The sequence below is a fragment of the Pseudomonas sp. MIL9 genome, assembly GCF_016887925.1.
Classification (GTDB): Bacteria; Pseudomonadota; Gammaproteobacteria; order Pseudomonadales; family Pseudomonadaceae; genus Aquipseudomonas; species Aquipseudomonas mohnii.
The window spans coordinates 112,039-138,971 of sequence record NZ_JAFEHE010000010.1; the positions used below are offsets into that span (position 1 = coordinate 112,039).

General features: G+C 61.2%; 22 protein-coding genes. 15 read left to right on the forward strand and 7 right to left on the reverse strand.

Translation table 11 applies throughout. The features are described from left to right. Window positions 1-125 precede the first annotated feature (125 nt). Window positions 126-2,492 carry a tetratricopeptide repeat protein gene (locus JQF37_RS13065; RefSeq protein WP_130206231.1) on the forward strand — a complete coding sequence of 789 codons (2,367 nt, stop codon included), beginning with the start codon at window positions 126-128 and terminating at the stop codon, window positions 2,490-2,492. A 152-nt stretch (window positions 2,493-2,644) separates the two neighbouring features. On the opposite strand, the gene JQF37_RS13070 is transcribed toward JQF37_RS13065, so the two are convergent. After that, window positions 2,645-3,124: a DUF934 domain-containing protein gene (locus tag JQF37_RS13070; protein WP_130206233.1), complete on the reverse strand. Its 480-nt coding sequence runs from the start codon at window positions 3,122-3,124 to the stop codon at window positions 2,645-2,647. Next, entirely contained in the window at window positions 3,121-4,794 is a 1,674-nt protein-coding gene (locus tag JQF37_RS13075) for a nitrite/sulfite reductase (protein ID WP_130206235.1), read from the reverse strand. Before JQF37_RS13075 ends, JQF37_RS13070 begins: the two co-directional genes overlap by 4 nt. Before the next feature lie 325 nt (window positions 4,795-5,119). On the opposite strand from JQF37_RS13075, the gene ccoN reads away from it, so the two are divergent. Next, window positions 5,120-6,547 carry a cytochrome-c oxidase, cbb3-type subunit I gene (ccoN, locus tag JQF37_RS13080; RefSeq protein WP_130206237.1) on the forward strand — a complete coding sequence of 476 codons (1,428 nt, stop codon included), beginning with the start codon at window positions 5,120-5,122 and terminating at the stop codon, window positions 6,545-6,547. After that, the gene (locus JQF37_RS13085; RefSeq protein ID WP_130206239.1) at window positions 6,547-6,768 is read left to right on the forward strand and encodes a cbb3-type cytochrome c oxidase subunit 3; all 222 of its coding nucleotides are present in this window, start codon (window positions 6,547-6,549) and stop codon (window positions 6,766-6,768) included. The genes ccoN and JQF37_RS13085 overlap by 1 nt, the downstream gene beginning before the upstream one ends. Before the next feature lie 65 nt (window positions 6,769-6,833). Here the strand turns inward: JQF37_RS13085 and JQF37_RS13090 are convergent, their stop codons facing one another. From JQF37_RS13090 to JQF37_RS13105, 4 genes are all read right to left on the reverse strand, one after another. Then, window positions 6,834-7,328: a hypothetical protein gene (locus JQF37_RS13090; protein ID WP_130206241.1), complete on the reverse strand. Its 495-nt coding sequence runs from the start codon at window positions 7,326-7,328 to the stop codon at window positions 6,834-6,836. Between the two features lie 113 nt (window positions 7,329-7,441). Then, entirely contained in the window at window positions 7,442-7,963 is a 522-nt protein-coding gene (locus JQF37_RS13095; protein ID WP_130206243.1) for a GNAT family N-acetyltransferase, read from the reverse strand. Between the two features lie 109 nt (window positions 7,964-8,072). Continuing rightward, on the reverse strand, window positions 8,073-9,053 hold the full coding sequence (locus JQF37_RS13100; RefSeq protein ID WP_130206245.1) for a LysR family transcriptional regulator: 981 nt from the start codon (window positions 9,051-9,053) through the stop codon (window positions 8,073-8,075). A 72-nt stretch (window positions 9,054-9,125) separates the two neighbouring features. After that, window positions 9,126-9,566: a carboxymuconolactone decarboxylase family protein gene (locus JQF37_RS13105; protein ID WP_130206247.1), complete on the reverse strand. Its 441-nt coding sequence runs from the start codon at window positions 9,564-9,566 to the stop codon at window positions 9,126-9,128. A 205-nt stretch (window positions 9,567-9,771) separates the two neighbouring features. Here JQF37_RS13105 and JQF37_RS13110 point away from each other — a divergent pair, with 205 nt between their 5' ends. The 5 genes from JQF37_RS13110 to JQF37_RS13130 all read left to right on the forward strand — a co-directional run bounded on the left by JQF37_RS13110 (window position 9,772) and on the right by JQF37_RS13130 (window position 13,900). After that, a complete protein-coding gene (locus tag JQF37_RS13110) occupies window positions 9,772-11,205 on the forward strand; it encodes a PLP-dependent aminotransferase family protein (RefSeq protein WP_130206249.1) in 1,434 nt (477 codons plus the stop codon). Window positions 11,206-11,328: 123 nt separating this feature from the next. After that, entirely contained in the window at window positions 11,329-11,622 is a 294-nt protein-coding gene (locus JQF37_RS13115; RefSeq protein WP_103406660.1) for an antibiotic biosynthesis monooxygenase family protein, read from the forward strand. 199 nt (window positions 11,623-11,821) lie between these two features. Beyond that, entirely contained in the window at window positions 11,822-12,241 is a 420-nt protein-coding gene (locus JQF37_RS13120; protein WP_130206251.1) for a cupin domain-containing protein, read from the forward strand. Window positions 12,242-12,468: 227 nt separating this feature from the next. Next, the gene (locus JQF37_RS13125; protein WP_130206253.1) at window positions 12,469-13,179 is read left to right on the forward strand and encodes an ATPase; all 711 of its coding nucleotides are present in this window, start codon (window positions 12,469-12,471) and stop codon (window positions 13,177-13,179) included. Window positions 13,180-13,324: 145 nt separating this feature from the next. Then, on the forward strand, window positions 13,325-13,900 hold the full coding sequence (locus JQF37_RS13130) for a hypothetical protein (protein ID WP_130206255.1): 576 nt from the start codon (window positions 13,325-13,327) through the stop codon (window positions 13,898-13,900). An 89-nt stretch (window positions 13,901-13,989) separates the two neighbouring features. Here JQF37_RS13130 and JQF37_RS13135 read toward each other — a convergent pair whose 3' ends face one another. Further along, a complete protein-coding gene (locus JQF37_RS13135) occupies window positions 13,990-18,885 on the reverse strand; it encodes an NAD-glutamate dehydrogenase (RefSeq protein ID WP_130206257.1) in 4,896 nt (1,631 codons plus the stop codon). Between the two features lie 506 nt (window positions 18,886-19,391). On the opposite strand from JQF37_RS13135, the gene JQF37_RS13140 reads away from it, so the two are divergent. The 7 genes from JQF37_RS13140 to JQF37_RS13170 all read left to right on the forward strand — a co-directional run bounded on the left by JQF37_RS13140 (window position 19,392) and on the right by JQF37_RS13170 (window position 26,893). Continuing rightward, window positions 19,392-19,745 carry a hypothetical protein gene (locus JQF37_RS13140; RefSeq protein WP_130206259.1) on the forward strand — a complete coding sequence of 118 codons (354 nt, stop codon included), beginning with the start codon at window positions 19,392-19,394 and terminating at the stop codon, window positions 19,743-19,745. A gap of 290 nt (window positions 19,746-20,035) precedes the next feature. Then, window positions 20,036-20,995: a MoxR family ATPase gene (locus JQF37_RS13145; RefSeq protein ID WP_003218556.1), complete on the forward strand. Its 960-nt coding sequence runs from the start codon at window positions 20,036-20,038 to the stop codon at window positions 20,993-20,995. A gap of 5 nt (window positions 20,996-21,000) precedes the next feature. Next, window positions 21,001-21,945 carry a DUF58 domain-containing protein gene (locus tag JQF37_RS13150; protein WP_130206261.1) on the forward strand — a complete coding sequence of 315 codons (945 nt, stop codon included), beginning with the start codon at window positions 21,001-21,003 and terminating at the stop codon, window positions 21,943-21,945. Beyond that, the gene (locus JQF37_RS13155; protein ID WP_047528405.1) at window positions 21,942-22,436 is read left to right on the forward strand and encodes a DUF4381 domain-containing protein; all 495 of its coding nucleotides are present in this window, start codon (window positions 21,942-21,944) and stop codon (window positions 22,434-22,436) included. The genes JQF37_RS13150 and JQF37_RS13155 overlap by 4 nt, the downstream gene beginning before the upstream one ends. Beyond that, window positions 22,429-23,508, forward strand: coding sequence for a VWA domain-containing protein (locus JQF37_RS13160; protein WP_130206263.1), 1,080 nt, complete (start codon window positions 22,429-22,431; stop codon window positions 23,506-23,508). Before JQF37_RS13155 ends, JQF37_RS13160 begins: the two co-directional genes overlap by 8 nt. Further along, the gene (locus JQF37_RS13165; RefSeq protein WP_130206265.1) at window positions 23,505-25,244 is read left to right on the forward strand and encodes a tetratricopeptide repeat protein; all 1,740 of its coding nucleotides are present in this window, start codon (window positions 23,505-23,507) and stop codon (window positions 25,242-25,244) included. Before JQF37_RS13160 ends, JQF37_RS13165 begins: the two co-directional genes overlap by 4 nt. Beyond that, window positions 25,241-26,893 carry a BatD family protein gene (locus JQF37_RS13170; protein WP_130206267.1) on the forward strand — a complete coding sequence of 551 codons (1,653 nt, stop codon included), beginning with the start codon at window positions 25,241-25,243 and terminating at the stop codon, window positions 26,891-26,893. The genes JQF37_RS13165 and JQF37_RS13170 overlap by 4 nt, the downstream gene beginning before the upstream one ends. Window positions 26,894-26,933 lie beyond the last annotated feature (40 nt).

The window sequence follows — 26,933 nt, forward strand, 5'->3', positions numbered from 1 at the left end:
CGCCATTGTCGGAACGACGCATAACCGATCACAAGCGTCATTTGACAGTCGCCGGCCATCCGGCAAAGCTGCAATTCGCTGAACGCGCGCCTGACGGCAAACGTACCTGGACCAGGGAAGTCGCAATGCCGAAACATAAAAATAATGCAGCAAACGCAACCCCTGATTCGCAACCGACCTTGATCAATCGCTACCTGTTTCCCGTCACCATCGGCGTTTTGCTGCTGGCGGTCGCGGGCATCGGCTGGTTTCTGTTCGGCAGCCATCCGGCACCCGTGACCTACGCACCGGTCAGCAAGGCCGCCGTTGAACCGGCCAAACCACAACCGCAACCCGTTGCCATGGCGCCGGCCAAAATGGTCGATGAGCAACAATGCCAGGGCTGCCACAGCGCGCAGGTCAAGGACTGGCAAGGCTCCCATCACCAATTGGCGATGCAACCGGCCAATGCCGACACCCTGCTCGGCGACTTCAACAACGTCACCTTCAAGGCGGAAAACGAAACCACCCGTTTTTCGCGCAAGGACGACGGCTTTTGGGTCAACACCCCCGGCAGCGATGGCAAGAACGCCGACTTCAAGGTGGCCTACACCTTCGGCATTGCGCCCTTGCAGCAGTACTTGATCGAGGTCGGCGAAGGTCGACTGCAAGCCCTGGGCGTGGCCTGGGATACCGAGAAGCACCGCTGGTTTCACCTTTATCCGGGCCAGGGCGTGACCTTCAAGGACCCGCTGCACTGGAGCAAACCGAGCCAGAACGCCAACTTCATGTGCATCGAGTGCCACACCACCGGTTTCAAGCGTAATTTCGATGCGGCGAAAAACACCTTCGACAGTCAGTGGAACAGCCTCGGGGTCGGCTGCCAGGCTTGCCACGGCCCGGCCTCGAACCACCTGGAATGGGCCGCGAAGAAGACCGACCTGATCCACGCCGGTTTCGCCGTCGATCTCAAGGACAAGAACGCCACCGTTGAAATCGAAACCTGCGCCCGCTGCCACTCGCGCCGCGCCCCCTTGGACGACGGCTACACCGTTGGCAAGCGCTTGATGGATGATTACTTGCCGAGCCCGCTGACCCGCGAACTGTATGCCCTGGACGGCAAGATCAAGGACGAAGTGTTCGAACACGGCTCCTTTGCCCAGAGCAAGATGTTCGACAAGGGTGTGCGCTGCAGCAATTGCCACAACCCGCACAGCGCCGAGCTCAAGGCGCAGGGGAACGGCGTCTGCCTGCAATGTCACAACAGCGCCGGCAAGACGGCCGTGGAAACCGTCGATGGCAAGGGCCTGCAAGCGAAGAACTACGACTCCATCGAACACACCCGTCACGCCATGGGCCAGCCCGGATCGCAGTGCGTGGATTGCCACATGCCCGGCAAGTTCTACATGGGCAACGACTTCCGCCATGACCACAGCTTCAGCATTCCCAACCCCGAGCGTGCCGCAAGACTCGGCACACCGGACGCCTGCCTGAGCTGTCACCAAGGCAAGGCAGGCGACAAGGTCACCGAGCAGTTCAAATTGTGGAACACCGCCAATGCCAGCCCCGTCCAGGCCCCGCGCTACGACGAAAGCCTGTGGCTGATTCGCAACGGCCAGCCGGGCGCGGCGCAGGCGCTCTACGAGCAGCTGCAACGCAGCAACCTGCCGGCGATTCAACGGGCGACCCTGCTCGCCGAGTTGCCGCTGTATCCAAGCGAACAGGCACTGAAACTCGTGACCAGGGACCTGAGCCATCCAGCGCCGCAAGTGCGTGAAAGCGCAGTCCACGCCATCAGTGCGTTCTTGCCGCCTGAGGAACGCGCCGCGCTGCTGTCGCCGTTGCTCGGCGATCCGGTGAAAGCCGTGCGCATTGCCGCTGCCCGGGACTTGCTCAGCGTGGCTAACACGGGTCTGGGCAGTGCGCGGGCCAATTGGGAGGCGGCCATCGCCGAGTACGAAAACGTGCAGAAGAGCCTCGCCGAGCGTGCCGAATCCAACCTCAACCTGGCCATGCTGTATCAGGCCAGTGGACGCAGTGACGAGGTCGAAGGCTTACTGCGAACTGCGCTCAAGCGTGATCCGGGCTTCTACCCGGCCCTGGTGACGCTGGTGCAATGGCTGGAGGCCAATGGCCGCCGTCAGGAGGCGCAGGCGCTGTTGGCGCAGAGCCTGAAAGAGCACCCGGACGCCGCCCTGCTGCAACACACCCGGGGCTTGTCACTGGTGCGCGCCGGCCAGTCCGCCCAGGCCATGCCGTTCCTGCGCAAAGCCGCGCAACTGGAACCGCAGAGTGCGCAGTTTGGCTATGTGCTGGCCGTGGCGCTGCACGACAGCGGCAAAATCGATGAGGCGTGCGAAGAACTGGAACGCCTGTTGAAAGTGCAGCCGGCCAACCGCAATGCGCGCCTGGCATTGATCCAGTACTACCTGGATAACGGCCATGAACCCAAGGCGCAGGTGCTGTTGCAGGGCTGGAAGAAAATGAACATGGGCGATCCGGCGTTGAAGTGATTGGGGGCTGATCCAGAGGCCCCTTCGCGGGCAAGCTGAACGGGTCAAGTAATCACGGCCAATGATCAACCTGTGGGAGCGAGCTTGCTCGCGATGAGGCCAGTTCAGACAACACTGATGTTGAATGTCAGACCGCTCCCACAGGTTGGGCATCAACGCCGCCGAAACAACGGCCGCGGCTCTATCACCGAACGTCCGTACAGCACGCTCATGCCGGCCAGTCCTTTCAATGCATCCTCGGCGGATTTATCCGCCCGCACCGCAAAGCTGTCGAAGCCGCATTGGCGCATGTGGCTGAGCTGGTCGCGCAGCACGTCACCGATGGCTCGCAACTCGCCCGTCCAGCCCAATCGAGTGCGCAGCAAGTACGCCTGGCTGTAGCCGCGACCATCGCGAAAACTCGGAAAGCCCACGGCGATCAGCGGCAACTCGGGCAACCACGGCTTGAGGCCCTCCACGTCATCGTCCGGCCCCAGCCACAGCGCGTGTTGTCGCGGGTTTTCCAGCCAACGGGCCAATGGCAGGATCAGCTTGCCCGCCGGCAATGGCGCCTCCAGGTCCCGGACCAGCGTCCATGGATCGTCCTCGATCAGCCGCGCCACGCCTTCTTGCAGACGCAACAGATTGTTCATGCCGAGACCTCCAGCACTTTCGGATAAACCGCCTCTTTGAACGGTTCCAGGCCGATGCGCTGAAAGGTATCGACGAACACTTCCTCGCTCTCGCGATAACGCACGAAGGTGTCGATGATCTGCTCGATCACCCCGGGCACTTCGGCAGCGCTGAAGGACGGGCCGATGACCTTGCCCAGCGCACTGCTCTTGCCCTGGGCGCCACCGAGGGTGATCTGGTACCACTCGCTGCCGTTCTTATCGACCCCCAGGATGCCGATATTGCCGATGTGATGGTGGCCACAGGCGTTCATGCAGCCCGAGATATTGAGGCTGATGTCACCGAGATCGTGCAGGTAGTCGAGGTCGTCGAAACGCGCCTGGATGGCCTGGGCGATGGGGATCGACTTGGCGTTGGCCAGTGCACAGAAATCGCCACCGGGACAGGCGATGATGTCAGTCAGCAAGCCGACGTTGGCGCTGCCCAGATTGTGCTCGCAGGCCAGCCGCCAGAGCGCGAACAGATCGGCCTTGGGCACGTCCGGCAGGACGATGTTCTGTTCGTGGGCAATGCGGATCTCGGCAAAGCCGAAGCGCTCGGCCCATTCGGCCACTGCCTCCATCTGTTCGCTGGTGACATCGCCCGGCGGCGCGGCATTGCCGGGTTTGGTCGACAGCACCACGCTGGCATACCCCGGCACCTTGTGCGCCTGCACATTGCGCTGCACCCAACGGGCGAACGCCGGGTGCTCGCTCAACTGAGTGCCGAAATCCAGGCGGGTGTCCGCCAGTTCGCGGTACGGCGGTGCGACGAAGGCACTGGCCACGCGTTCATATTCATCTTCGGTCAGCTGTGCCGGACCGTCCCTGAGGTACTGCCATTCTTCCTCGACTTCCCGGGCGAACGCCTCGATGCCCAGGGCCTTGACCAGAATCTTGATCCGCGCCTTGTACTTGTTGTCCCGCCGGCCATGGCGGTTATACACCCGCAACACCGCCTCGACGTAGGACAGCAAATGCTGCCATGGCAAGCCTTCGCGGATCTGCAAGCCGAGGATCGGCGTACGTCCCAAGCCCCCGCCGACGATGACCCGCAGGAGCATTTGCCCATCGCTGCCGGGGTAAAGATAGAGGCCGATGTCGTGCATCATGATCGCCGCCCGATCCTGCTCGGCCGAGCAGATGGCGATCTTGAACTTGCGCGGCAGGAACAGGAATTCCGGGTTGATGGTCGACCACTGCCGCAGGATTTCCGCCAGCGGGCGCGGGTCGATCATTTCGTCGGCCGCGACCCCGGCAAAGGCTTCGGTGGTGATGTTGCGCACGCAGTTGCCGGACGTCTGGATCGCGTGCATTTCCACCTGTGCCAGGCGTTCGAGGATGTCCGGCACTTCGGCCAGTTCGATCCAGTTGAACTGCATGTTCTGCCGGGTGGTGAAGTGGCCGTAACCACGATCGTAGTCGCGGGCGATGCTCGCCAGCGTGCGCATCTGCCGGGCGCTCAGCGTGCCGTAAGGGATGGCCACGCGCAGCATGTAAGCGTGTTTCTGCATGTACAGGCCGTTCTGCAGGCGCAGCGGCAGGAACTCTTCCTCACTCAGTTCCCCCGCGATGAAGCGTTCGACCTGATCGCGAAACTGCGCAACCCGTTCGAACACCAGCGCCCGGTCATAGTCGTCGTACTGATACATGTGGCTACCTCATCAGGATTTGGCACAAAACCCTGCAGGAGCGAGCCTGCTCGCAAAAAACACACAGGCAACGGGGCATCCAGACAGCCCGCGTCATCGTTGACGCCCATCGCGAACAGGCTCGCTCCTACAGGAGGTAGCACTATGGGCCGGCGCTGATTTACATCACAGATTCAGTTCTTTGTTAAAAAGCCGTATCAGAGGTGGATCAATCGGGACAAGGTCATTTCCAATCTGATCCGCATTAATGAACTTTTCCTGAGCCTGTTTTGTTTGCGCCACGGTTCCTAGAGTGCACGGCATTGCAACCGTGGAAGCATTGAGCATGAGCACAACAACTGTCGGGCAAGCCTATAACTACAAGGTCGTGCGCCAATTCGTCGTGGCGACGGTGATCTGGGGCGTCGTGGGGATGGCGATGGGCGTATGGATCGCCTCGCAACTGGTGTGGCCGCAGATGAACCTGGATCTGCCGTGGACCACCTTCGGCCGTTTACGCCCGCTGCACACCAGCCTGGTGATATTCGGCTTTGCCGGCAGCGCGCAATTCGCGGCCAGTTACTACGCCGTACAACGGACCTGCCAGGTACGGCTGTTCTCGGACACACTCGCCGCGTTCACCTTCTGGGGCTGGCAATCGGTGATTGTGATCATGTTGATCAGCCTGCCGCTGGGTTACACCACCACCAAGGAATACGCCGAAATCGAGTTCTCCGGCGCGGTGTGGATGACCGTGGTCTGGGTCGCTTACGCCATCGTGTTCTTCACCACGGTGGTGCAGCGCAAGACCAGACACATCTACGTCGGCAACTGGTTCTTCGGTGCGTTCATCGTAGTGATCGCAATGCTGCACGTGGTCAATCACCTGTCGATCCCGGTGGGCTGGTTCAAGTCCTATCCGGTGTATTCCGGGGCCACCGATGCCATGGTTCAGTGGTGGTACGGGCACAACGCCGTGGGTTTCTTCCTGACCACCGGTTTCCTCGGGATGATGTATTACTTCGTGCCCAAACAGGTGGGGCGTCCGGTGTATTCCTATCGCCTGTCCATCGTGCATTTCTGGGCGCTGATCACCCTGTACATCTGGGCCGGCCCGCACCACTTGCACTACACCGCACTGCCGGACTGGGCGCAGTCACTGGGCATGGCGATGTCGCTGATCCTGTTGGCGCCGAGCTGGGGCGGCATGATCAACGGCATGATGACGCTGTCGGGCGCCTGGCATAAGTTGCGCACCGATCCGATCCTGCGCTTTCTGGTGCTGTCCCTGGCGTTTTACGGCATGTCGACCTTCGAGGGGCCGATGATGGCGATCAAGACCGTCAATGCCCTGTCCCACTACACCGACTGGACCATCGGCCACGTGCACGCCGGCGCCCTCGGCTGGGTGGCGATGATCACCTTTGGCGCGACTTATCACATGGTGCCGAAAGTCTTCGGTCGCGAGCAGATGCACAGCACGCCGCTGATCAACCTGCATTTCTGGCTGGCGACCATTGGCACGGTGCTGTACATCGCCTCGATGTGGGTCAACGGCATCACCCAGGGCCTGATGTGGCGGGCAATCAACGACGACGGCACCCTCACCTACTCCTTCGTCGAAGCCTTGCAGGCCAGTCATCCCGGTTTTGTGGTGCGCTTTGCCGGTGGCGTGTTCTTCCTCAGCGGCATGTTGCTGATGGCGTACAACGTGTGGCGCACGGTACGGGTGGGCGACGTGGCCATGGCCGAACGGGAGGCGCAGATCGCCTGATGATCGAAATCGCACTGAATATTCTGGGGGTGGCGAGCCTGTGGCTGGGCGTCGAGTACTGCCTGAGAAGTCACTCGGCGCAAAGCCTCGATGACGCCAGCCTGATGCCCTTCGCCGATGACCCGGAAGTGGCGCGGCGGGTGGAACAGGCGACAGGGAAGACGGTGAAGGCTGTCGCCCCGCAAGAACCGAAGCCAGGATGGGGCAACCTCGAACTCTGAGACAACAGCCAACCCCTGTGGGAGCGAGCTTGCTCCCACAGGGGGCTGTGCATCGATGAGTGAATTCAGTTGCGCTCGCGGGGGATCAGGCTCTGCAACTGTTGCGCCAGAAAGTTCGCATCGAAGGCGAAGGTATCGGGGTCCTTCAGGCCATTGGTCTTGCGCCACTGCCAGCCGTCCGACGGCGGCAGGCAAACCAGGGAAACACTGCCGTAGCGTGCGGCGGTAAAGCCCATCACCGCCACTGAAATCTGCCCACCGACACCCATCACATCCGGAACGAACTCCACGGGCTTACCGGCAATCAGGATGCTCAGCTTTTCGGTATTGAAGGTGGAGGCTTCCACCGGAACACTCGGCCCCGAGGCGACATAGGCTTCGCGACTCACCTCCAGCAGATTCGGTGCCTTGACCGGCTCCAGCCACTGCTGGATCTGATCGAACAGCTCGCCAATGCGTTTGGCCCACTCGGCCGATTGCGTCTCGAACAGTTGCTTCTTGTGCGCTTCGCTGTCTGCGTAATGACGAAGCATCTCGCCCAGTTGCTGTACGTCGTCCATCGCGATGTTCCTTTGGTTGAAGCGGTGCTGCGGACCCTGAGCATGGCAGAAGCGCGCCGCTGGCGTGCGACTAAAAGCACGAGCGGCGCTGGCGTTTGCCCTGAACCGTTGATTCAACCGGCCTTAGATGGGCGACGCAGGCGCGCCATGCTCAAGGTATCGACGAATACCCCGTCACGCACCGCGTAATCGCGAAAGATCCCTTCGGTTTCAAAGCCGAATTTGCGATACAGGCCGATGGCAGCCTCGTTATCGGCATAGACGGACAGCTCGACCCGCCGCAGATTCATCCAGTCATCGGCAATATCCAGCGCCGCCGCCAACAGCTTGGTACCGACGCCCTTGCCCTGCCACGCCTGCGCGACCCCCATGCCGAAAGTCCCCGCATGGCCGCGACGGACACGTGAAAACTGCTCGAGGGTGATACTGCCGACAACGGCTCCCTGGTGCAGCGCCACTAATTGAACGATTCGTTCGTTGTCCGACGCCAGGCGCTTGCGCCAGGTCTCGCTGGACGGAAACGGCATTTGCAGCGTCTGCCGGGCGACCATGGGGTCGTGGTAAAGCGCGGTGATGCCCTCGATGTGGGATTCGTTGAGGCGTTCGAGGGTGATGGCAGGGTCGATGTCGGGCATGGGTGACTCATCCTTGATACAGACATGGCTGCTCACTCTATATCGCAAACTTCCCGGCTGGCGAGCCCCCTGTGGGAGCGAACTGGCTCGCTCCCACACTTGATTGGGCTCAACCTTCGAACCACTCCCGGCGCTCGTTGAACGTGCCGTTGATCAACTCGACGATCATTCGCACCTGTGCATCCGCCTCGGAGTGGCGATTCACCGCCAACCAGACCTGACGCTGCATCGGCAGGTCGAACAGCTCCGGCAAACCGATCAAGCCACGGTCGAAATGGCTCATGTAGCCGGGCAACAGGCCGATGCAGGCGCTGCAACGGATCATTTCCAGCATCAGTTCATAGGAATGCAACTGCACCACCCCGGCCAGGCGCTGGTCCACCAGATTGTTCCACGGGCGAAAACTGTCGACCTGCCGATCATGCTGCCATTGCACGAGCAGGAAATCGGCCAGGTCATCGAGGCTGTCCGGGCGCGAAGCGACCCTGGAGTAACGTTTGGCGATGTGCGGCAGGTAGTCGAGACGCGCCAGGCACCGGGGTTCGCTGATGGCAAAACTCGGCCCGGGTAGCGCTGAATCGGTGTCGGACAACCACAGCACCACATCGGCACTGACGGCCCGCAGGGACAGCTCGCTGTCGAGGCTGATGATGTCCAGGCGCACGCTGGCATTGCGCCGCAGCAAGGCCACCAGGTCGCGCCCGAGAATGTCATGCAGGATCGATTCGGCGACGGCCAGGCGCACCAGCGGCTGTTCGATCACCGGCCAGTCGCGCTCGTGGGCCAGTGCGATCAATTGTGAATGCAGTTGCAGCCCGTCACGACTGAGGGCGACGCCATTGTCCGAGAGGCTGAACAATGAGCACTGCAGCTGTGTTTCCAGTTCCGCCAATTGCTTGCGTAACCGGGTCGCCTTGATATTGAGGCTGCGCGCCGCCTGCATGAAACAGCCAGAACGCGCGGTGACGCTGAAACACTGGGCCAGCACCGGATCGACATCTGCCGCCAGTGTCCGCCAGGAAACGCTTTTATCGAGGGGCGCGCCATACTCGGCAATGCGCCGACGGCTGCCGGTTTCCATGATTGGCATTGATGACTCCCTGTCCTTCTATCCGTACGATCCATCCTGCGCACCTTTCATGAAAGCCGTATGACAACCCGATCAGGCACTGGGGCTTTGCCGGAAACTCACTGCCAGGCGATTCCAGCTATTGATGGTCGTGACGGCGATGGTCAGGTCGACCAGTTCAGCTTCACTGAATTGCGTCCGCGCCTGCTCGTAGACGTCGTCCGGCACGTGGCTTTCGGCAAGCAGGGTCACAGCCTCGGTCCAGGCCAGGGCTGCACGCTCGCGCGGGTTGAAGAAGTTGCTGTCGCGCCAGACCACAATCGAGTAAAGACGCCGGTCGGTCTCGCCCAGGCGCCGGGCATCCACCGAATGCATGTCGGTGCAGAACGCACAGCCATTGAGCTGCGAAGCGCGGATCTTGACCAGGTGCAGCAGCGCCGGTTCGATGCTCAAGCTGCTGGTCAAGGCCTCCATCGCGATCATGGCTTTCATCGCCTTGGGTGACGCGCTGTAGTAATCCAGGCGGTGGTTCATGACAGGCCTCGTGCAGCGAGAATGTGTAATTCACGGTATCCGTTGTTACCCGTGCGTTACAGGTCCAATTTGGCGAAAAAACCGTGGACCACCCGCCTCCAGACCAATTGACGGTTTTTACGCCACGCAACTTCTGCATCACCGGCGGATGGGGGTAATCTTGCGCGACGCACACGCGCCTCAATTGCCCCGGAGCTTCGCCGGTATGGAACTGCATGTTGTCATCAATGGCCGCAAGGACCTGGCAGGTCAGCTGTACAACCAACTGCGCAGCGCCATCGAGTCCGGGCGCCTGGCGGCGGGGACGCAGCTGCCACCCAGTCGCCTGCTGGCCGAGCAACTGGGCATTTCGCGCAAGACCATTTCCGACACCTACGCTCAACTGACCTACGAAAACTTCCTCACCGGGGTGATCGGCAAAGGCACCTACGTCAACGCCCGGGCTTCGAAAGTCGAGCGTAAACAGAGCCACTCGGAACTGGCCGGATGCGAGGTCATCGAATCCTGGCGCAACCTGCCGGTGTTTCTGCGCCACCCGACACTCGAAGGCTCGCTGCGCTACGACTTCATTGGTGGCGCCACCAGCAAGGGCCAGTTTCCCCAGGACGACTGGCGGCGCTGCACATCCCACGCCTTGCGGCAGATCTCCGCGTCCAAAGGGTTCTACAGCCTGCCGGAAGGCCTGCCAGCGCTGCGCAATGCCATCGCCCGGCACATCGCGTTTTCTCGGGGGGTCAATTGCCAGGATGAAGACGTGGTGGTGTGCAACGGCGCCCAACAGGCCCTGGACCTGATTTCCCGGGTGCTGACCCGCCCGGGCAGCATCGTCGCCATGGAGGACCCCGGATACCCGCCGGCGCGTCTGTTGTTCGGCACCCATGGCGCCACGGTGATCGGCGTGCCGGTGGATGGCGAAGGCATTCAGGTGGACAAGATCCCCCTTGGCACCCGGCTGATATATGTGACCCCGTCGCACCAGTTCCCGCTGGGCATGCCCATGAGCCAGGAGCGGCGCGTGGCGTTGCTGGCCAAGGCCCACGAGCTGGGCGCAATCATCATCGAGGACGACTACGACAGCGAATTCCGCTACGAGGGCCGGCCCACGGACTCGCTGCAAAGCATGGATGAACGCGGAATCGTCGCCTACGTCGGGACCTTCTCGAAAACGCTGCTGCCGGAGTTGCGGCTGGGTTATGCGATTCTGCCACCGGCGATTCTCGATGCGGTGGTACGCGCCAAGCAACTCACTGACCTTCACACCTCTACCCTGCCGCAATGGGCGCTGGCCAAGTTCATCGCCGAAGGCTGCCTGCTCAAGCACATTCGCCGTTGTCACAGCATCTACGCCGGTCGACGGGAACGGATACTGGCGCGTATCGCCGCAGACCTCTCGCCATGGCTCGAAGCGGTGCCGACCACGGCCGGTTTCCACATGGTGGTGTTGTGCAAAGTGCCTATCGATGTGCCCCTGGTGATCGAACTGGCGAAAAAAGTCGAAGTCGGGCTCTACCCCATCAACAGTTTTTTCTACCAGCAAGCGCCGCTGGCCGGGCTTTTCCTCGGCTTCGGCGCCATTGATACCCTGGACATCGACACCGCTCTGGATCGCCTGCGCGACATCTTGCAGCAAGTCGCCTGAAGGATTGGTCTGCGACTTTATCCGGCGATTGGCTATTGGTGGTCCGGGGGTGCAGGCCTATCCTGCATAGGCGTTATCTCTCAATGAGCAGGATTCGTCCGGCCTGATTCAGGAGTGTGAGCAATGCCCAACCAAATGATCAATACCGTCAAGGTGAAAGCCGTCTCCGGCCGCTCGGACGAGCTGGGTAAGCAACTGCAAAAGATTGTCGAGACGCTGCGCGATCTACCGGGCTGCGAGTCCTATATGGTCGACCGTTGCCCCGACGACAGTAATCGCTGGACCGTCAGCTCCCATTGGCAATCCGAAGCGGCCATGCAATCGCATTTCAACAGCCCTCAAGTGCAGGGATTCATCGACCTGATCGATTGCCAACTGGCCAACGCCGTCGACTTCAACAGCTTTCCGATTCGTTAAGAACGCGATTAAAGATCGCAGCTTTCGGCAGTTTCTACAGGGCATGGGTACCTCTGTAGAAGAGGCCGGAGGCTGCGATCTTTTTTTGCCTGCAAACCTGACATTGGTCCCCTGGACTTCCCGAATATTGGCTGTTTGTTTGTTATGGGTGGCGAACTAGATTGGTCCCGGACAACTCACCCATTACAGGTAATGAACCATGAACGTTTTGCGCTTCTGTCCTGCCCCTTTTGTTGCCCTGGCCCTGGTCGTTTCCGCCTCGGCGTTCGCCCATGAAGCCGGTGGTCCTTCGGAAAAGGTCACGGTGTTGCAAGATCAAATGCTGCAAAACGCGCCTGGCAAAAAAGCCATGATGATCGAAGTCGACTACAAGCCAGGGCAATCCTCCATTGCACACAGACATGAGGGCACTGCCATGGCCTACGTGTTATCCGGGGCCGTCACTTCTCAGGTGAAGGGCGAAAAAGAGCGGACCTATAAGGCCGGTGAGTATTGGTACGAACCGGCCGGTTCCGAGCACTTGGTGTCGAAAAACGCCAGCAAAACGAAGCCTGCAAAGCTGTTGGTGTTCATGGTGCTCTCACCGGACGAGAAAGTGCTGATCCCGTTGGAAAACTGATGGCTGAACGTACAGCCATAAACTAAAAGGCCCGAATCATTGATTTGGGCTTTTTTATATCTGCCGGCAATTAACCGAAAAGCTTTAAATCAAACAAAACTATTGCCCGGCGGATAACGACGGATATTGGCTACTTCAGGGCAGCCAAGCGGTTTAGTCTGGAACGACTGCCGCTTAAAACCGGCTATTCAACTTTCCGACTGATGTTGTTTCACTGGAGAAACACCATGAAACTCGCACTTGTCAGTACCTTGACAATGACCGTGCTAATAGCCGGCTGCTCCATACCCACCGCTCCTTCGGCGGTTTCTTCTCTGGACGGCATCTTCACGCAGCCGGTCGGTCGCAGCAATGCCACGAGTATTCCCAACGCCCACAATGTTTCGCTGGGCATCGTCTACAGCCGCAACACCCAGGCCAACCGCGCCTACCTGCAGGATTACCAGGCCAACGCCGGTACCGGTTTCGGCCAGAGCCTGCTGGTGCAGCCGATTCACGATGCCTACGTCGCCACCTCCCAACCCGACCTGGCCGTGGACTGGGTCAAGGCCTCGTTGCAACGCCAGTTCGGCTCGGTCACGGTGTACCCGGACATGCAAAGCCTGAAGGCGGCCAAACCGGACGTGGTCGGCATTGTCGACAGCCGCAGCCAGTTGATGACATCGCGCAGCTCGGACATCGAGGCGAAGGTCAGTGTGGACTTCTACGACAAGAACCTGGGCTACATCGGTACGGCGCAAGGGCATGACGCCAAGGCGATGAGTCCAGTGTGGGCGGACTTCAAGCGCAGTGAAGAAATCGTCGCGGATATTAACGAACAGCAGAACGTGCAAGTAAGAGCGCTGCAGAAGTTTGACCAGTCGCTCAGCAATTTATTGACCAAGCCGACAAGTAACGTTTCGATGATCGACAAAGCCAAAGAGCAACAACTGTATTGAGACTGCGACAATCAATGCGAGCAAACCCCGACCTGGACAGGAAGGGTTTGCTCACAATTAATCAATGTCATGACTTTTAAATAGCGATACCTTCAGTTCCGCGCAACAGCGCCAACAACCATCTTTTACAGACAAGGACGTCTTCATGACTAAAGACCAGGAAAGATCCTTCATCGCCCGCATCACTTGCGATGGAATCAACATGACATTTTTTGACAAGATATTGAGCGCGGGTCATTTCGAATCCAGCAGAGGCAGATCTCCAATACCTCCAAATGTAGTGACTACCGTCGAAGCCTATGACCCTGCCAGTCGAACAATGCGCCGTGTAGGCGGCAGGAAATCTACAGCCATGGTCGTCCACTTCAAGTGTTATGACGACTACTACAACCTGCAGATTCTCAGCGAGGACTACTATCAGAAATATTTCAGCAAGGGCGGACAAGGCGTGCTGGGTGCCTATCCGGCCGCCGGCAGTGATACCACCTCCTTCAATTTACTGAACAGCAATCATCAAATCATCACTCTGGATGATTTGAGCAGCTCCCAAGCGGCCCTTCACCTGAAAGCGCGTAACGCCGGAATCATCAAAAAAGAAATCTGGCGCGACCCGGCGTACAGCACTTGTTTCACCGATAAATCCGGAGACATCGCCACGTTCAAGCTGGATATTCTGGAAAGGCACGTCTCTACACCCGAACGCTCTAGCCCCTACACCTGAGTGATCGATCCCTGGGCCGACGTATTGTCCGCCCTCAAATAAAAAAGCCCCGCATCTCTCGATGCGGGGCTTTTTCATTCAACGCCTGATCAGGCCGCCGGTTCCAGCTCGGCGACCGCAGCGGCAGGAACTGCCGATTGACCGCTCAATGCCAGGTCCAGCAGTTCGCGGTTAGCCACCGCGTACATGGCGTAGTCAGTGCCGCTGGCGGCACGGATTTCCACCAGCATGGCGCGCCAGCGCTCGATCATGCCCTCGTTCTGCTGCATCCACAGCTCCAGACGTGTTTCCACGTCCAGGGTGCCGTCACCCAGCTGCAGGACCGAGATGGTGATCGCACGTTGCTGCCAGTCGACGTCATCGCGGAACGCTTCACGGGCCAGGGCCTGCCAGTTGTTTTCAACCGGCAGAGCGCTGATCTGTTGCAGGTACCAGGTGATGTCCAGCGCACTGCCCACGGCGAAGTAGGCCTTGGCCACCGAGGCCGGATCCTGGCCAGTCACGTCGGAAGCCTCGATGATCGGCAGCAGGGTATACAGGTGCGAAGTACCAGCCACCATACGCGCCAGCAACTCCGGCACACCGGCTTCGACATACGCCTGATAACGGGTTTGCCAGGTTTCGCGGATCTCGCCACTGAGCAACTCGTCCAGCTTGAGACCCAACTCCTTCAGGTGCGGACCGAAGTGTGCGACGTCACGGGCAGCGTTCTGCTCGTTGCGTCGGGCGCGCAGGAACCAGCGTGTGGCGCGACGGCCCAGGCGCATCAGCTCGTCCATCAGCTCCAGTTGCACGTCGGCGGAGACCTGGTAGTCCAGGGCTTCGATCTGACGGAACCAGTGCGGGAGGTGGAAAATATCGCGCACGATCACATAAGCGCCCGCCACGTTCGCCGGGCTCATGCCGGTCGACTCTTTGAGTCGCTGAACGAAGGTGATGCCCATGTGGTTGACCAGGTCGTTGGCGATCTGGGTGCTGACGATTTCGCGCTTGAGGCGGTGACGGCGCATGGCTTCGGAGAACTTGCTCACCAGGGTTGGCGGGAAAGCGGTTTCCATGTCGCGGGTCAGGTAGTCGTCGTCCGGCACCAGGGAGCCCAGCAACTGCTCCTTGAGGTCGATCTTGCTGTAGGAAATCAGTACCGACAGCTCGGCACGGGTCAGGCCATGGCCTGCCGCGATGCGTTCATTGAGCTGGTCTTCCGACGGCAGGAACTCGATGGCGCGATCGAGTTTGCCGCGACCTTCCAGATCGTTCATCAGACGCTTGTACTCGGCAATCCGCGGCAAGGCGCGACGGGCCGCCAGGGACAGGGCCTGGGTCTGCTTGTAGTTGTTGCCCAGCACCAGACCACCGACTTCGTCGGTCATGCTCGCCAGCAACTGATTACGTTGCTTGTCGGTCATGTCGCCGGCCTGAACCACTTCGTTCAGCAGGATCTTGATGTTCACTTCGTGGTCGGAGCAGTCCACGCCACCGGCGTTGTCGATGAAGTCGGTGTTGGAGCCGCCGCCATTGAGGCCGAATTCCACACGACCCAGTTGGGTCATGCCGAGGTTACCGCCCTCGCCCACCACTTTGCAGCGCAGTTCGTTGCCGTTCACGCGCAGCGCATCGTTGGCCTTGTCGCCGACATCGGCGTGGCTTTCGCTGCTGGCTTTGACGTACGTACCGATACCGCCGTTCCACAACAGGTCCACCGGCGCCTTGAGCAAGGCATTGAGCAGTTCGGTCGGGGTCAGCTTGTCAGCCTGGATGTCGAAGCGTTCCTGCATCTGCGGGGAAATCGCGATGCTTTTCGCGCTGCGCGAGAAGATCCCGCCGCCTTCGGACATGATGCTGGTGTCGTAATCCGACCAGGCCGAACGCGGCAGGTCGAACAGGCGCTGACGCTCGACGAAGCTGGTGGCCGGATTCGGATTCGGGTCGATGAAGATGTGCAGGTGGTTGAACGCAGCGACCAGTTGCAGCTTGTCGGACATCAACAATCCGTTACCGAACACGTCACCGGCCATGTCGCCGACACCGACCACGGTGATGCTGTCTTTCTGGACGTTGATGCCGCGCTCGCGGAAGTGGCGTTGTACGCCAACCCACGCGCCCTTGGCGGTGATGCCCATTTTCTTGTGGTCGTAACCGGCCGAACCACCGGACGCAAACGCGTCGCCCAGCCAGAAGCCGTAGTCGATGGCGATGCCGTTGGCGATATCGGAGAAGGTTGCAGTGCCCTTGTCTGCTGCCACGACCAGGTACGGGTCATCGTCGTCATGACGCACGACGTTGGCCGGCGGCACCAGAGCGCCGTCTTTCAGGTTGTCGGTGATGTCCAACAGGCCCGAAATGAAGATGCGGTAGCAGGCAATACCCTCGGCCGCGATCTCGTCACGGCTGCCGCCCAGTGGCAGGCGACGCGGCAGGAAGCCACCCTTCGCACCCACCGGCACGATCACCGAGTTCTTCACTTGCTGGGCTTTTACCAGGCCCAGGACTTCGGTGCGGAAGTCTTCTTCACGGTCGGACCAGCGCAGGCCACCGCGAGCGACGTTGCCGAAGCGCAGGTGCACGCCTTCGACGCGCGGCGAGTAAACGAAGATTTCGAACTTCGGTACCGGCTTTGGCAGCTCTGGAATCAGGTGCGGGTTGAACTTGAAGCTGAAGTAGGACTTGTTATGACCGTTGGCGTCGGTCTGGTAGAAGTTGGTGCGCAGGGTCGCCTTGATCAGGTCCAGGTAGCGACGCAGGATGCGGTCTTCGTTCAACACCTGGACGTCGTCCAGTGCGCTCAGGATCGCTTGTTCCAGACGTTGCTGCTTGTCTTCCAGGTCATCGCTGGTGAGCTTGCGCGCCAGGTAGAAACGGGTCTTGAACAACCGGGTCAGCTCGCGAGCGATGTCAGTGTGGTTGTTCAGGGTGCTGGCGATGTAGCCCAGATCGAAGCCCAGGCGGATCTGCTTCAGGTAACGGGCGTAGGCACGCAGCAGCGCTACGTCACGCCATGGCAGGCCGGCGGTCAGCACCAGGCGGTTGAATGCATCGTTCTCAGCATCGCCGCGCACGATGTGGACGAACGCGTCCTGCAAGGTGTCATTGAGTTGCTGGATGTCCAGTTCCAGGCCTTCAGCGGCGGTGAACGCGAAGTCGTGAATCCAGAACTCGCGGCCATTGGTGTGACGCAGGCGATACGGGAACTCACCCAGCACGCGCAGACCGAGGTTTTCCAGGATCGGCAGCACGTCGGACAGCGCCAGCGGAGTATCGGCGTGGTACAGCTTGCAATGCAGCTCACGCTGGCCGGAGACCTGGCCCAGCGGCTGATAGAAGCTCATCACCAGCGGATTTTTTTCGCTCAGGCTCAGCAGGTGTTGCATGTCGACCACAGCCGAATGGGCTGCGAAACGCTCGCGGTAACCGGCCGGGAAACCTTTCGGGAAGTCGGCCAGCACGTTGGTGCCGTGAGCTTCGCCGAAGCTTTCGACCACCAGGCTGGCGTAGTCGTCCTGCCAGCTGCGGCAGGCCTGCACCACTTCTTTTTCCAGCAACAGCGGGTCGATGTCGATGCGGTTTTTCGGGTCGACACGCAGGATCAGTTGCACGCGGGCCAGCACGGACTCGGAGAAGAAGGTCCAGAACTCGCAATCGGAGGCTTTCAGGCGATCCATCAGCACTTGCTGGATCTTCTGGCGCACTTCGGTGGAGTAGATATCACGCGGCACGTAGGCCAGGCAGTAGCAGAAGCGGCCGTACGGGTCTTTGCGCAGGAACACGCGAATCTTGTTGCGTTCCTGGATCTGCACGATCGACATCACGGTGCTGAACAGCTCGTCCACCGGGGTCTGGAACAGATCGTCGCGCGGAAGCACTTCAACCACCTGCGCCAGTTCCTTGCCCAGGTGAGCCTTGGCCTGGAAGCCGGAGCGGCGTTCGATTTCCTCGACCTTGCGACGGATGTACGGGATGACCCGCACGCTCTCGCCATACACCGACGAGGTGTACAGGCCCATGAAGCGGCATTCCTTGATGACGTTGCCGTTGGCGTCGATTTCACGGATCGACACGTAATCCGGGTAAGCCGGACGGTGTACACGGCTCGGGTGCGCGGCCTTGGCGAACGACAACAGGGTCGGTTCGCGCAGGTAGTTCACCGCGTAGTCCTCGATGCGCAGGTCATCGTAGGTCAGGCCGGTACGCAGCAATTTGGTCAGGCCGAGGAAGGAATTCTGGTCATAGACGATGTGACCGCCATCGGCCTCATCGCGCACCACGAACTCTTCATAGCCCAGGAACGTGAAGTGGTTGCCCACCAGCCATTCCAGAAAGCTCTTGATCTCGGCCTTTTCACCGGCGTCGACCGCGAACTGGCTGTTGTCCAGGCCAGTGAGGATTTCCTGGACCTTGGCTTTCATCGGTTCGAAGTCGGCCACCGCGACGCGCACTTCATCGAGCACTTGCTCCAGCTCTTTGGCCAGTACGTTCAATTCGGCGGTGTTGGCGCAACGATCGATTTCCAGGTACATCAACGACTCTTGCAGGATGCCGTCGCCCTGGGTGCCTTTCGGCAGGATTTCCAGCAACTCGCCCTTGCTGCCGCGACGCACGCTCAGCACGGTGGTTTGCAGGGTATGGATGCTGTAGCCGCGACGGTTCAGCTCGGTACGCACCGAGTCCACCAGGAACGGCAGGTCATGGTGCAGCACTTCGACCGCGGTGTGGGTCGACTGCCAGCCATGACGCTCGTAATCGGGGTTGTAGACGCGCACTTGCGGTTGCGCGTGATCGAAGCGCTCAAGCAGGCGCCACGCAGAAAGGGTACAGCCAGCGAGGTCGGACAACCGACGCTGGGTCAGTTCATCCAGGGAAATGATGCCGAAGAATTGTTCAGCAAACAGCGCCACTTGTGGCAGTGCCTGTTCACTGATGTGCTGCGCCAGTGCCGCTTGCAGTTGGTGCTGGAAGTCGGCTTTGCTGGCTGCGGTGAAGAACGCCATCTGTGGTACTCCGCTTGGGCTTGTTATTGATGGAAGCGTCGCGTGCAAAACCCCTGTTCGGGGCAACCCGTCACCCTGTTCCTGATTCTCGGGCAGAGGAAACAGGACGACAGGTGGGTGAAGCTGGACGAGACACTCAGGTCACATTCACCTTCCATGAATGGGCATCTGCAAAAACGACTGGACTGCGTGCAGCTCAATGCCTTTACAGGTGCTCATCCGTTGCGCAGCTTAACGAGAGCGGCAAGGCCCGTGCTTGCGGTGCTGCGACATATTCGGTCAACGGTACGCTGCTTGGTGGCGACGCCATCGAACAACACTAGCAGCCATATGGAATTTTGGGCGTTTTATGCCCGGATTCACGGCACATCCGTACCAGAAATGACCAGCAACACTTCGGTCGTTCACGACTCGCTCGCTGACACTTGAACGAGCATAAACAGGCGAGGACTGGCAGAATCGCCCTTTGTTCGCCTTCACAACGCTCGCCGAGCCAGGAATCCCCCATGCAAATGACCACCCCCCTCTTGATCGTCAACCCGTGCGATGAAGAAGAAGACAACATGGCCATGCTCTGCTGCCACAGCGACAAGGGCGAAATGTTCCTGATGAGTCGCTACCCGGACGAGGACGAGCTGGAGATCACGCTCGATGGCGAGCCTTCGACCCTGGACGGGGTGAAAGTCACCCTGAGCCCTACCCTGCTGAAAATCGAAATTGCTGCGGCGGATGCCGATGCCCTGAATGGTGATGATTTGCTGGAAATCACCTTCAACCCGGACATGGTGGATCTGGCTGAACTTGAGGAAACCTTGCAGAACATTCTCAAGGGGACCGGGACTTACATCAGCAACATTTGACGGTGCCTGAGCAGGCTTCATCGCGGGCAAGCCCGCTCCCACAAGGTCTGGATGTGCAGCACAGATAGTGAGCACACCGCAGATAACTGTGGGAGCGGGCTTGCCCGCGATGGCGTCCTGAAGCCCCAACCTGCCTTTCTGCCTGTCAAGGTTGCGGCACCTCCCCAATCATTTCCCCCACTTTACGCAAAATGCCGTTAGTCGCCGCCCCCTGCGATGGATTAAAGTAACGCCCCCAGCCCTGGCGTTATTCGAACGCCTTCGGTCACCCTTTCCAGGAACAGTCATCGATGGAACATCGTGAAGCGCTGCTAGCGCTGCGAACCTTTCTTTCAACGCAGATTCTCGGCCAGGAAAAACTCATCGAGCGCTTGCTCATCGCCCTGCTTGCCGACGGCCACATGCTGGTCGAGGGCGCCCCTGGCTTGGCCAAGACCAAGGCCATCAAAGAACTGGCCGAGGGTATCGAAGCGCAGTTCCATCGCATTCAGTTCACACCCGACCTGTTGCCTGCCGACATTACCGGCACGGAGATCTATCGCCCGGAAACCGGCAGCTTCGTGTTCCAGCAAGGCCCGATCTTCCACAACCTGGTGCTGGCGGACGAAATCAACCGGGCGCCGGCCAAGGTTCAGTCGGCCTTGCTCGAAGCCATGGCCGAGCGCCAGGTCAGTGTCGGGCGCAGCACTTATGAGCTGTCGCCGCTGTTTTTGGTGATGGCCACGCAAAACCCCATCGAGCAGGAAGGCACCTACCCGCTGCCCGAAGCCCAGCTCGACCGTTTCCTGATGCACGTGAAAATCGGCTTCCCCGATGCCGCCGTCGAGCGGCGGATCCTGCAGCAGGCTCGCGGCGAAGCGCTGAACGGCGAGACCAAGCCTGAACGACGGGTCAGCCAGCAGGCCATCTTTGCCGCGCGCAAGGAAATCCTCGGCTTGTACATGGCCGACGCCGTGGAGGAATACCTGGTGCAGCTGGTCATGGCCACTCGGACACCGGCCAAGTTCGACCCGGAAATGGCCGAATGGATTGCGTACGGCGCCAGTCCTCGCGGTTCGATTGCCCTCGACCGTTGCGCCCGCGCCCATGCCTGGCTCGCCGGACGCGACTTCGTCAGCCCGGAGGACATCCAGGCCGTGCTGTTCGATGTGCTGCGCCACCGCATCATTCTCTCCTTTGAAGCCGAAGCCGCAGGGATCGACCAGGATCGGGTGGTCCAGCGGATTCTCGACGTCGTAGCCGTCGCTTGACCCCGATGAACGTCCCCCTGCCGTCCCAACCGGGTATCCGCATCACGCTCGCCGAGCTGATCGAGATGCGCCATCGCGTACGTGAAGTGCAGTTGTTCTCGACGCCGAGCCAGCGCAGCCCGCTGATCGGCCTGCACCACTCCAAGCTGCGCGGACGGGGCGTGGACTTCGATCAGGTGCGGGTCTATCAGGCCGGTGACGACGTGCGCACCATCGACTGGCGCGTCACCGCGCGGACGCAGGAACCGCACACCAAGCTGTTCCATGAAGAGCGCGAGCGGCCGATTTTCATCATGGTCGAGCAAAGCCGCCGGCTGTTTTTCGGCTCCGGGTTGATGTTCAAGTCGGTGCTCGCCGCCCAGGCCGCGAGCCTGATCGGCTGGGCGGCGCTGGGTCATAACGATCGGGTCGGCGGGCTGGTGTTCGGCGACAACGAGCATTACGAAATCAAACCCCGACGCAGCAAGCAGAGCCTGCTGCAATTGCTCAACCGACTGGTGCGCGTCAACCAGTCCCTGAACTCCGAAAGCGAGCCGGCCCGTGATGCCTTCGGCATTGCCTTGCGTCGCGCCCGGGAGGTGTTGCGCCCAGGCAGCCTGGTGATCGTGATCTGCGACGAACGTGCGCTGTCCGACAGTGCCGAACAGCAGTTGAGTTTGTTGTCGCGCCATTGCGACCTGTTGCTGCTGCCCCTGTCCGACCCGCTGGATCACGCCCTGCCCGCCGCCGGGCTCTTGCGCTTTGCCGAACGTGGCGCACAACTCGAACTCGACACGCTGAACTTCGATCTGCGCCAGACCTACCGTGCCCAGGCCGAAGCGCGCATTGCCCGCTGGGAGTTGCTCGCGCAAAAGCTGCGCGTGTTGTTGATGCCGTTGAGCACCCAAAGCGAGATGGTCGAACAATTGCGCGAATACCTGAACCCACAGAAACCGGGGAAAGGTCGATGAACGGTCTCGATCAACTTCAACCGCTGATTACCCCACCGGCCATCGGGTTCTGGCCACCGGCACCGGGCTGGTGGTCACTGCTGTTGCTGCTGCCTTTGATCGGTTTCGGCCTGTGGAAGCTGCGACGCTTGATTCCCGACAAACGCCCGATCGTGCGCGCCGAACAACCGCTGGACCCGGTGCGCCTCGCCGCACTGGCGGAACTGGCGCTGATGCCCAAGCCCTACGATGGCGCGCCGGCAGGCGCCTGGCTGCAACAACTCAACGGCCTGCTCAAGCGCCTGTGCCGCAACCACTATCCCTACAGCCAGAGCCACACCCTCAACGGACGCAAATGGCTGGCTTTTCTGGACAACCGCTGCCCGGCGGCCGGCCTGACCCGCTGGATGGTGCTGGTCGAAGGGGCCTACAAGCCCGAATGCAAACTCGACGACAAGGCCATCGCCGGCCTGACCCAAGCCGTCGAAATCTGGATTCGCAAACATGTTTGAGTTCGCCTGGCCATGGATCTTCGTCCTGCTGCCGCTGCCGTGGCTGATGCGCATCCTGTTGCCGGTGGCCGACAGCGGCGAGCCGGCGCTCAAGGTCAGCTTCCTCAGTGACCTCGAAGGGCTGGCCCGCCGCCGTGCACGCGCCAACCTGCCGGCCTGGCGCCAACAGGCACCGTTCATGCTGCTGTGGTTGATGCTGCTGATCGCTGCCGCGCGTCCGCAATGGCTGGGCGAGCCGCTGCCGATTGCCGCCAGCGGCCGCGATCTGCTGGTGGCGGTGGACGTGTCCGGCTCCATGGACTTCCCCGACATGCAATGGCAGGACGACGACGTCAGCCGCCTTGCGCTGGTCCAGCATCTGCTCGGCGACTTCCTCGAAAGCCGCGAAGGCGATCGGGTCGGTTTGATCCTGTTCGGCAGCCAGGCGTACGTGCAAGCACCACTGACGTTCGACCGCCATACCGTGCGCGTCTGGCTCGACGAAGCGCGCATCGGCATTGCCGGCAAAAACACGGCCATCGGCGACGCCATTGGCCTGGCCATCAAGCGCTTGCGCCAGCGTCCGGCACAAAGCCGCGTATTGATTCTGGTGACCGACGGCGCCAACAACGGCGGCCAGATCGACCCGCTGACCGCTGCGCGTCTGGCGGCCAAGGAAGGGGTGAAAATCTACCCGATCGGCATCGGCGCCGACCCGGAGCAAAGTGGCACCCTGGGATTCCTCGGGATCAACCCGAGCCTGGACCTGGACGAACCGTCCCTCAAAGCCATCGCCGAAGCCACGGGCGGCCAGTACTTCCGGGCCCGTGACGGCAAGGAACTGCAAGCGATCAAGGACACCCTCGACCGACTGGAGCCGGTGGCACAGCAGCCGACCCAGGCCCGCCCCGCCGAGACCCTGTATCAGTGGCCCCTGGCGCTGGCACTGTTGTTGAGCATGCTGTTGGTGGCCCGCGAGCTCTGGCCGGATAACCCGCTGCACCGTCTGTTTACCAAGGATCTGTTTTTGCAAACGCAACTGCCCGACTGGCGCGAGCGGCTCAAGCGCCTGCGCCTGCGGAGGCGTCGATGAGCGCACTCTGGCCCTACTGGTTCCGCCCCTGGTGGCTGTTATTGCTGCCACTGCTTGGCTGGCTGCTCTGGCAACTCTGGCATCGGCAGAAGCGTGCCGGGCGCTGGCAAATGATTCTGCCGCCCGCGTTCCATGCGGCATTGCTCAGTGGCGGCAACGGACGCGACAGCAAACTGCCGTGGATCGCCCTTGGCGTGGCCTGGCTACTGACCGTGTTCGCACTGCTGGGCCCGAGCTGGGAACGTGTCGAGCAACTGAGCCAGAAACCCGCCGACCCGTTGGTGGTGCTCCTGGAGTTGACCCCGGAGATGCTCGCCACCGACGTTCAGCCCAACCGGCTGGAACAGGCCCGGCGCAAGCTCTTCGATCTATTGCAAAACCGCAGTGACGCGCAGACGGCCATCGTCGTATACGCCGGCAGTGCGCACACCCTCGTGCCGCTGTCGGATGACTTGGCCACCAGCCGTAATCTGCTCGACGCCCTCAAGCCGTCGCTGATGCCCGAAGCCGGCCATCGCGCCGACCTCGCGGTGGTCAAGGCCCTAACGCTGCTGCAACAGGCCGCCCTCGGCGATGGCCGGATCCTGTTGATTGGTTCATCCCTTACGGAACAGGAACGCCTGGAGATTCGCCGTGCGCTGAGCGGCAAGTCAACGCAATTTCTGATGCTCGGCATCGGCACCGCCGAAGGGGCGCCGATCACCCAGGACGACGGCAGTTTTCTCAAGGACGAACAGGGCGCGATTCTGGTGCCGCGTCTGGACGAACCCGGCCTCAAAGCCTTTGCCAGCGAGATGGATGGACACTATCGCCACGCGCTCCTCGACGATGCCGATCTGCGCGCCCTCGGCTTGCTCGACGGCCCGCGCAACCTGCGCAACGACGGCCAGACCCTGCGCCTGGACACCTGGGCCGATCAGGGTTACTGGTTGCTGCTGCCCTTGTTGTTGCTGGCGGCCTGCGCCGGCCGTCGCGGCTGGCTGTTCTGCCTGCCGCTGTTGCTGGCGCTGCCACAACCGAGCTATGCCTTCGACTTCCAGGACCTGTGGCTGCGCCCCGACCAACAGGGTCAACACTTGCTCAAGCAGAAACGCCCGGCAGAAGCGGCACAGCATTTCGAAGATCACCAATGGCAAGGCGTGGCCCTTTACGAGGCCGGCGACTTCACCGGCGCCGCCCAGCGGTTCGCCGAAGGCAATGACGCCCACGCCCACTACAATCGTGGCAATGCCCTGGCCAAGAGTGGCGAACTGGAAGCAGCGCTGGATGCCTACGATCAGGCACTGGAACGCCAGCCGGACTTGCGCCCGGCCCTGACCAACAAGGCACTGGTGGAAGCCTTGCTCAAGCAGAAGCAGACCCCGCCTGCCGCCGAGCCGGACAAGGCCTCCAGTGAAGAGCCGCAGACGCCTCCACAAGAATCCCCGTCCGGCGCCACGACGCAACCGTCGAGCACTGGCGAAGCGAAAACCGAGGGCGAAGACGAAAAAACCACCGCCGAGCAACCGCCCTCTACCCCCCCGCGCCCCGGCAGCAATGAAGTACCGGGCAGCGAACTGGGGGATGAACAGCACACCACGCCGCCCATGCGTCCGGTCAACGACAGCATCGAAGGCGAACAACAGCAGGCGCTGGAGCAATGGCTGCGGCAGATCCCGGATGACCCCGGCGAATTGCTCAGACGCAAATTCTGGTACGAACAGCAACAACATCAGGATCAGGGAAAAACTCGATGACCCGCTTCACCGCCTACATGCTCGCCTCGATGCCGGCCCTGCTGATCTGCACCGTTCAGGCCCAGGCAGCCGAGCTGGTCGCCAGCGTCGATCGCACGCGCCTGAGCTCCGGAGAGACGGTCGAACTGACCCTGGAGTCCTCTGACGTCACGCAGTTCGGCAAGCCGGACCTGGCGCCGCTGGAGCCGCTGTTCGACGTGCGCGGCACACGCCAGGTCAACCAGTTGAACACCCTCAGTGGCGACAACCGCGCCACGACCCGCTGGATCGTCACGCTGCTGCCGAAACAAACGGGCAGCGTGGTGATTCCGCCGCTGAAACTGGGTGAGGTCGAGAGCCAGCCGATCACCGTACAAGTGGTGGAAAGCGAAACCCAGGACAACCCGAACAAACAGGCCCCGGTCTTCATCGACGCCAGCCTCGATCAGAACAGCGTGTACGTGCAGGCTCAGGCGATCCTGACCTTGCGCATTTACCACTCGGTGTCGCTGTACGACGACAGCAGCCTGCCGCCGCTGCAGATTCCCGATGCACGCATCGAACAACTCGGCGAGTCGCGCACCTACGAGAAAGACATCAACGGCGTGCGCCACGGCGTGATCGAAATGCGCTATGCGATCTACCCGCAGCACAGTGGCGAATTGATCATCCCGGCGCAGATCTTCAATGCCGCCCTGGTGGATGCACAACCCGCCCCGGACGCCACGCCGCAGTCGCCGAAATCCGGCAAGCTGATGCGCGTCAGCTCCAGTGAACTGCTGCTCACGGTCAAGGCCAAGCCCATTACCTACCCTGCCGACTTGCCTTGGCTGCCGGCACGCAGCCTGACCCTGAGCGAGAACTGGAACCCGGAGCCCGATCATGTCCAGGTCGGTGACTCGTTGACCCGCAGCCTGATCGTCAAGGCCGAAGGCCTTGGCAGCGCACAGCTACCGCCATTGCCCGGCACCGAAGCCAGTGGTCTGCGTCGCTATCCGGATCAACCGGTACTGGGCAACCAGAACAGCGACCGCGGCCTGGTCGGCAGTCGCGAAGACCGCGAGGCGCTGGTGCCATCCCGTAGCGGCCCGATCGAGTTGCCATCGGTCGAAGTGGTCTGGTGGAACACCTTTGAAGACCATCTGGAACACAGCAGCCTGCCTGCCAGAACCCTGCAGGTCGCGGTCAATCCGAGCCTGATGGTCGACACGCCGGCCGGCAATTCTCCGGCCAGCGCCACGGTCGACAGCGAGACCCTGTGGCGCTGGAAACTCAGCACACTGATCCTCGCTTGCACCACTCTGCTGGGCTTCGGCCTGTGGTGGCGCGCGCGCTGGCAACCGGCGATCGCGCGAGCCGCACAAACCGGCCCGAGCCCGCGCACCGTGCTCGACGACCTCAAGCGTGCCTGCCAGGCCAACGACCCCCACGCCACACGCCAGGCCCTCGACGCCTGGGCCCGGCAGCAACCGGAAACCCTGGCCGACATGGCCGCCCGCTTCGTGCCACTGTCCGACGCCCTCGACGGCCTCAATGGCGCGCTCTACAGTGAAACCGGCCAACACTGGCAAGGCGAAGAGCTGTGGCGGGTGATCCGCACCATTCCGATTGCCGAGCGGGTCCAGGACCCGGTGGGCGACAGCGGGTTGCCGCCGCTTTATCCCAAGTAAACACCTGTCTTTATGACAGGAAGCTTTTGTGGCTAGGGAG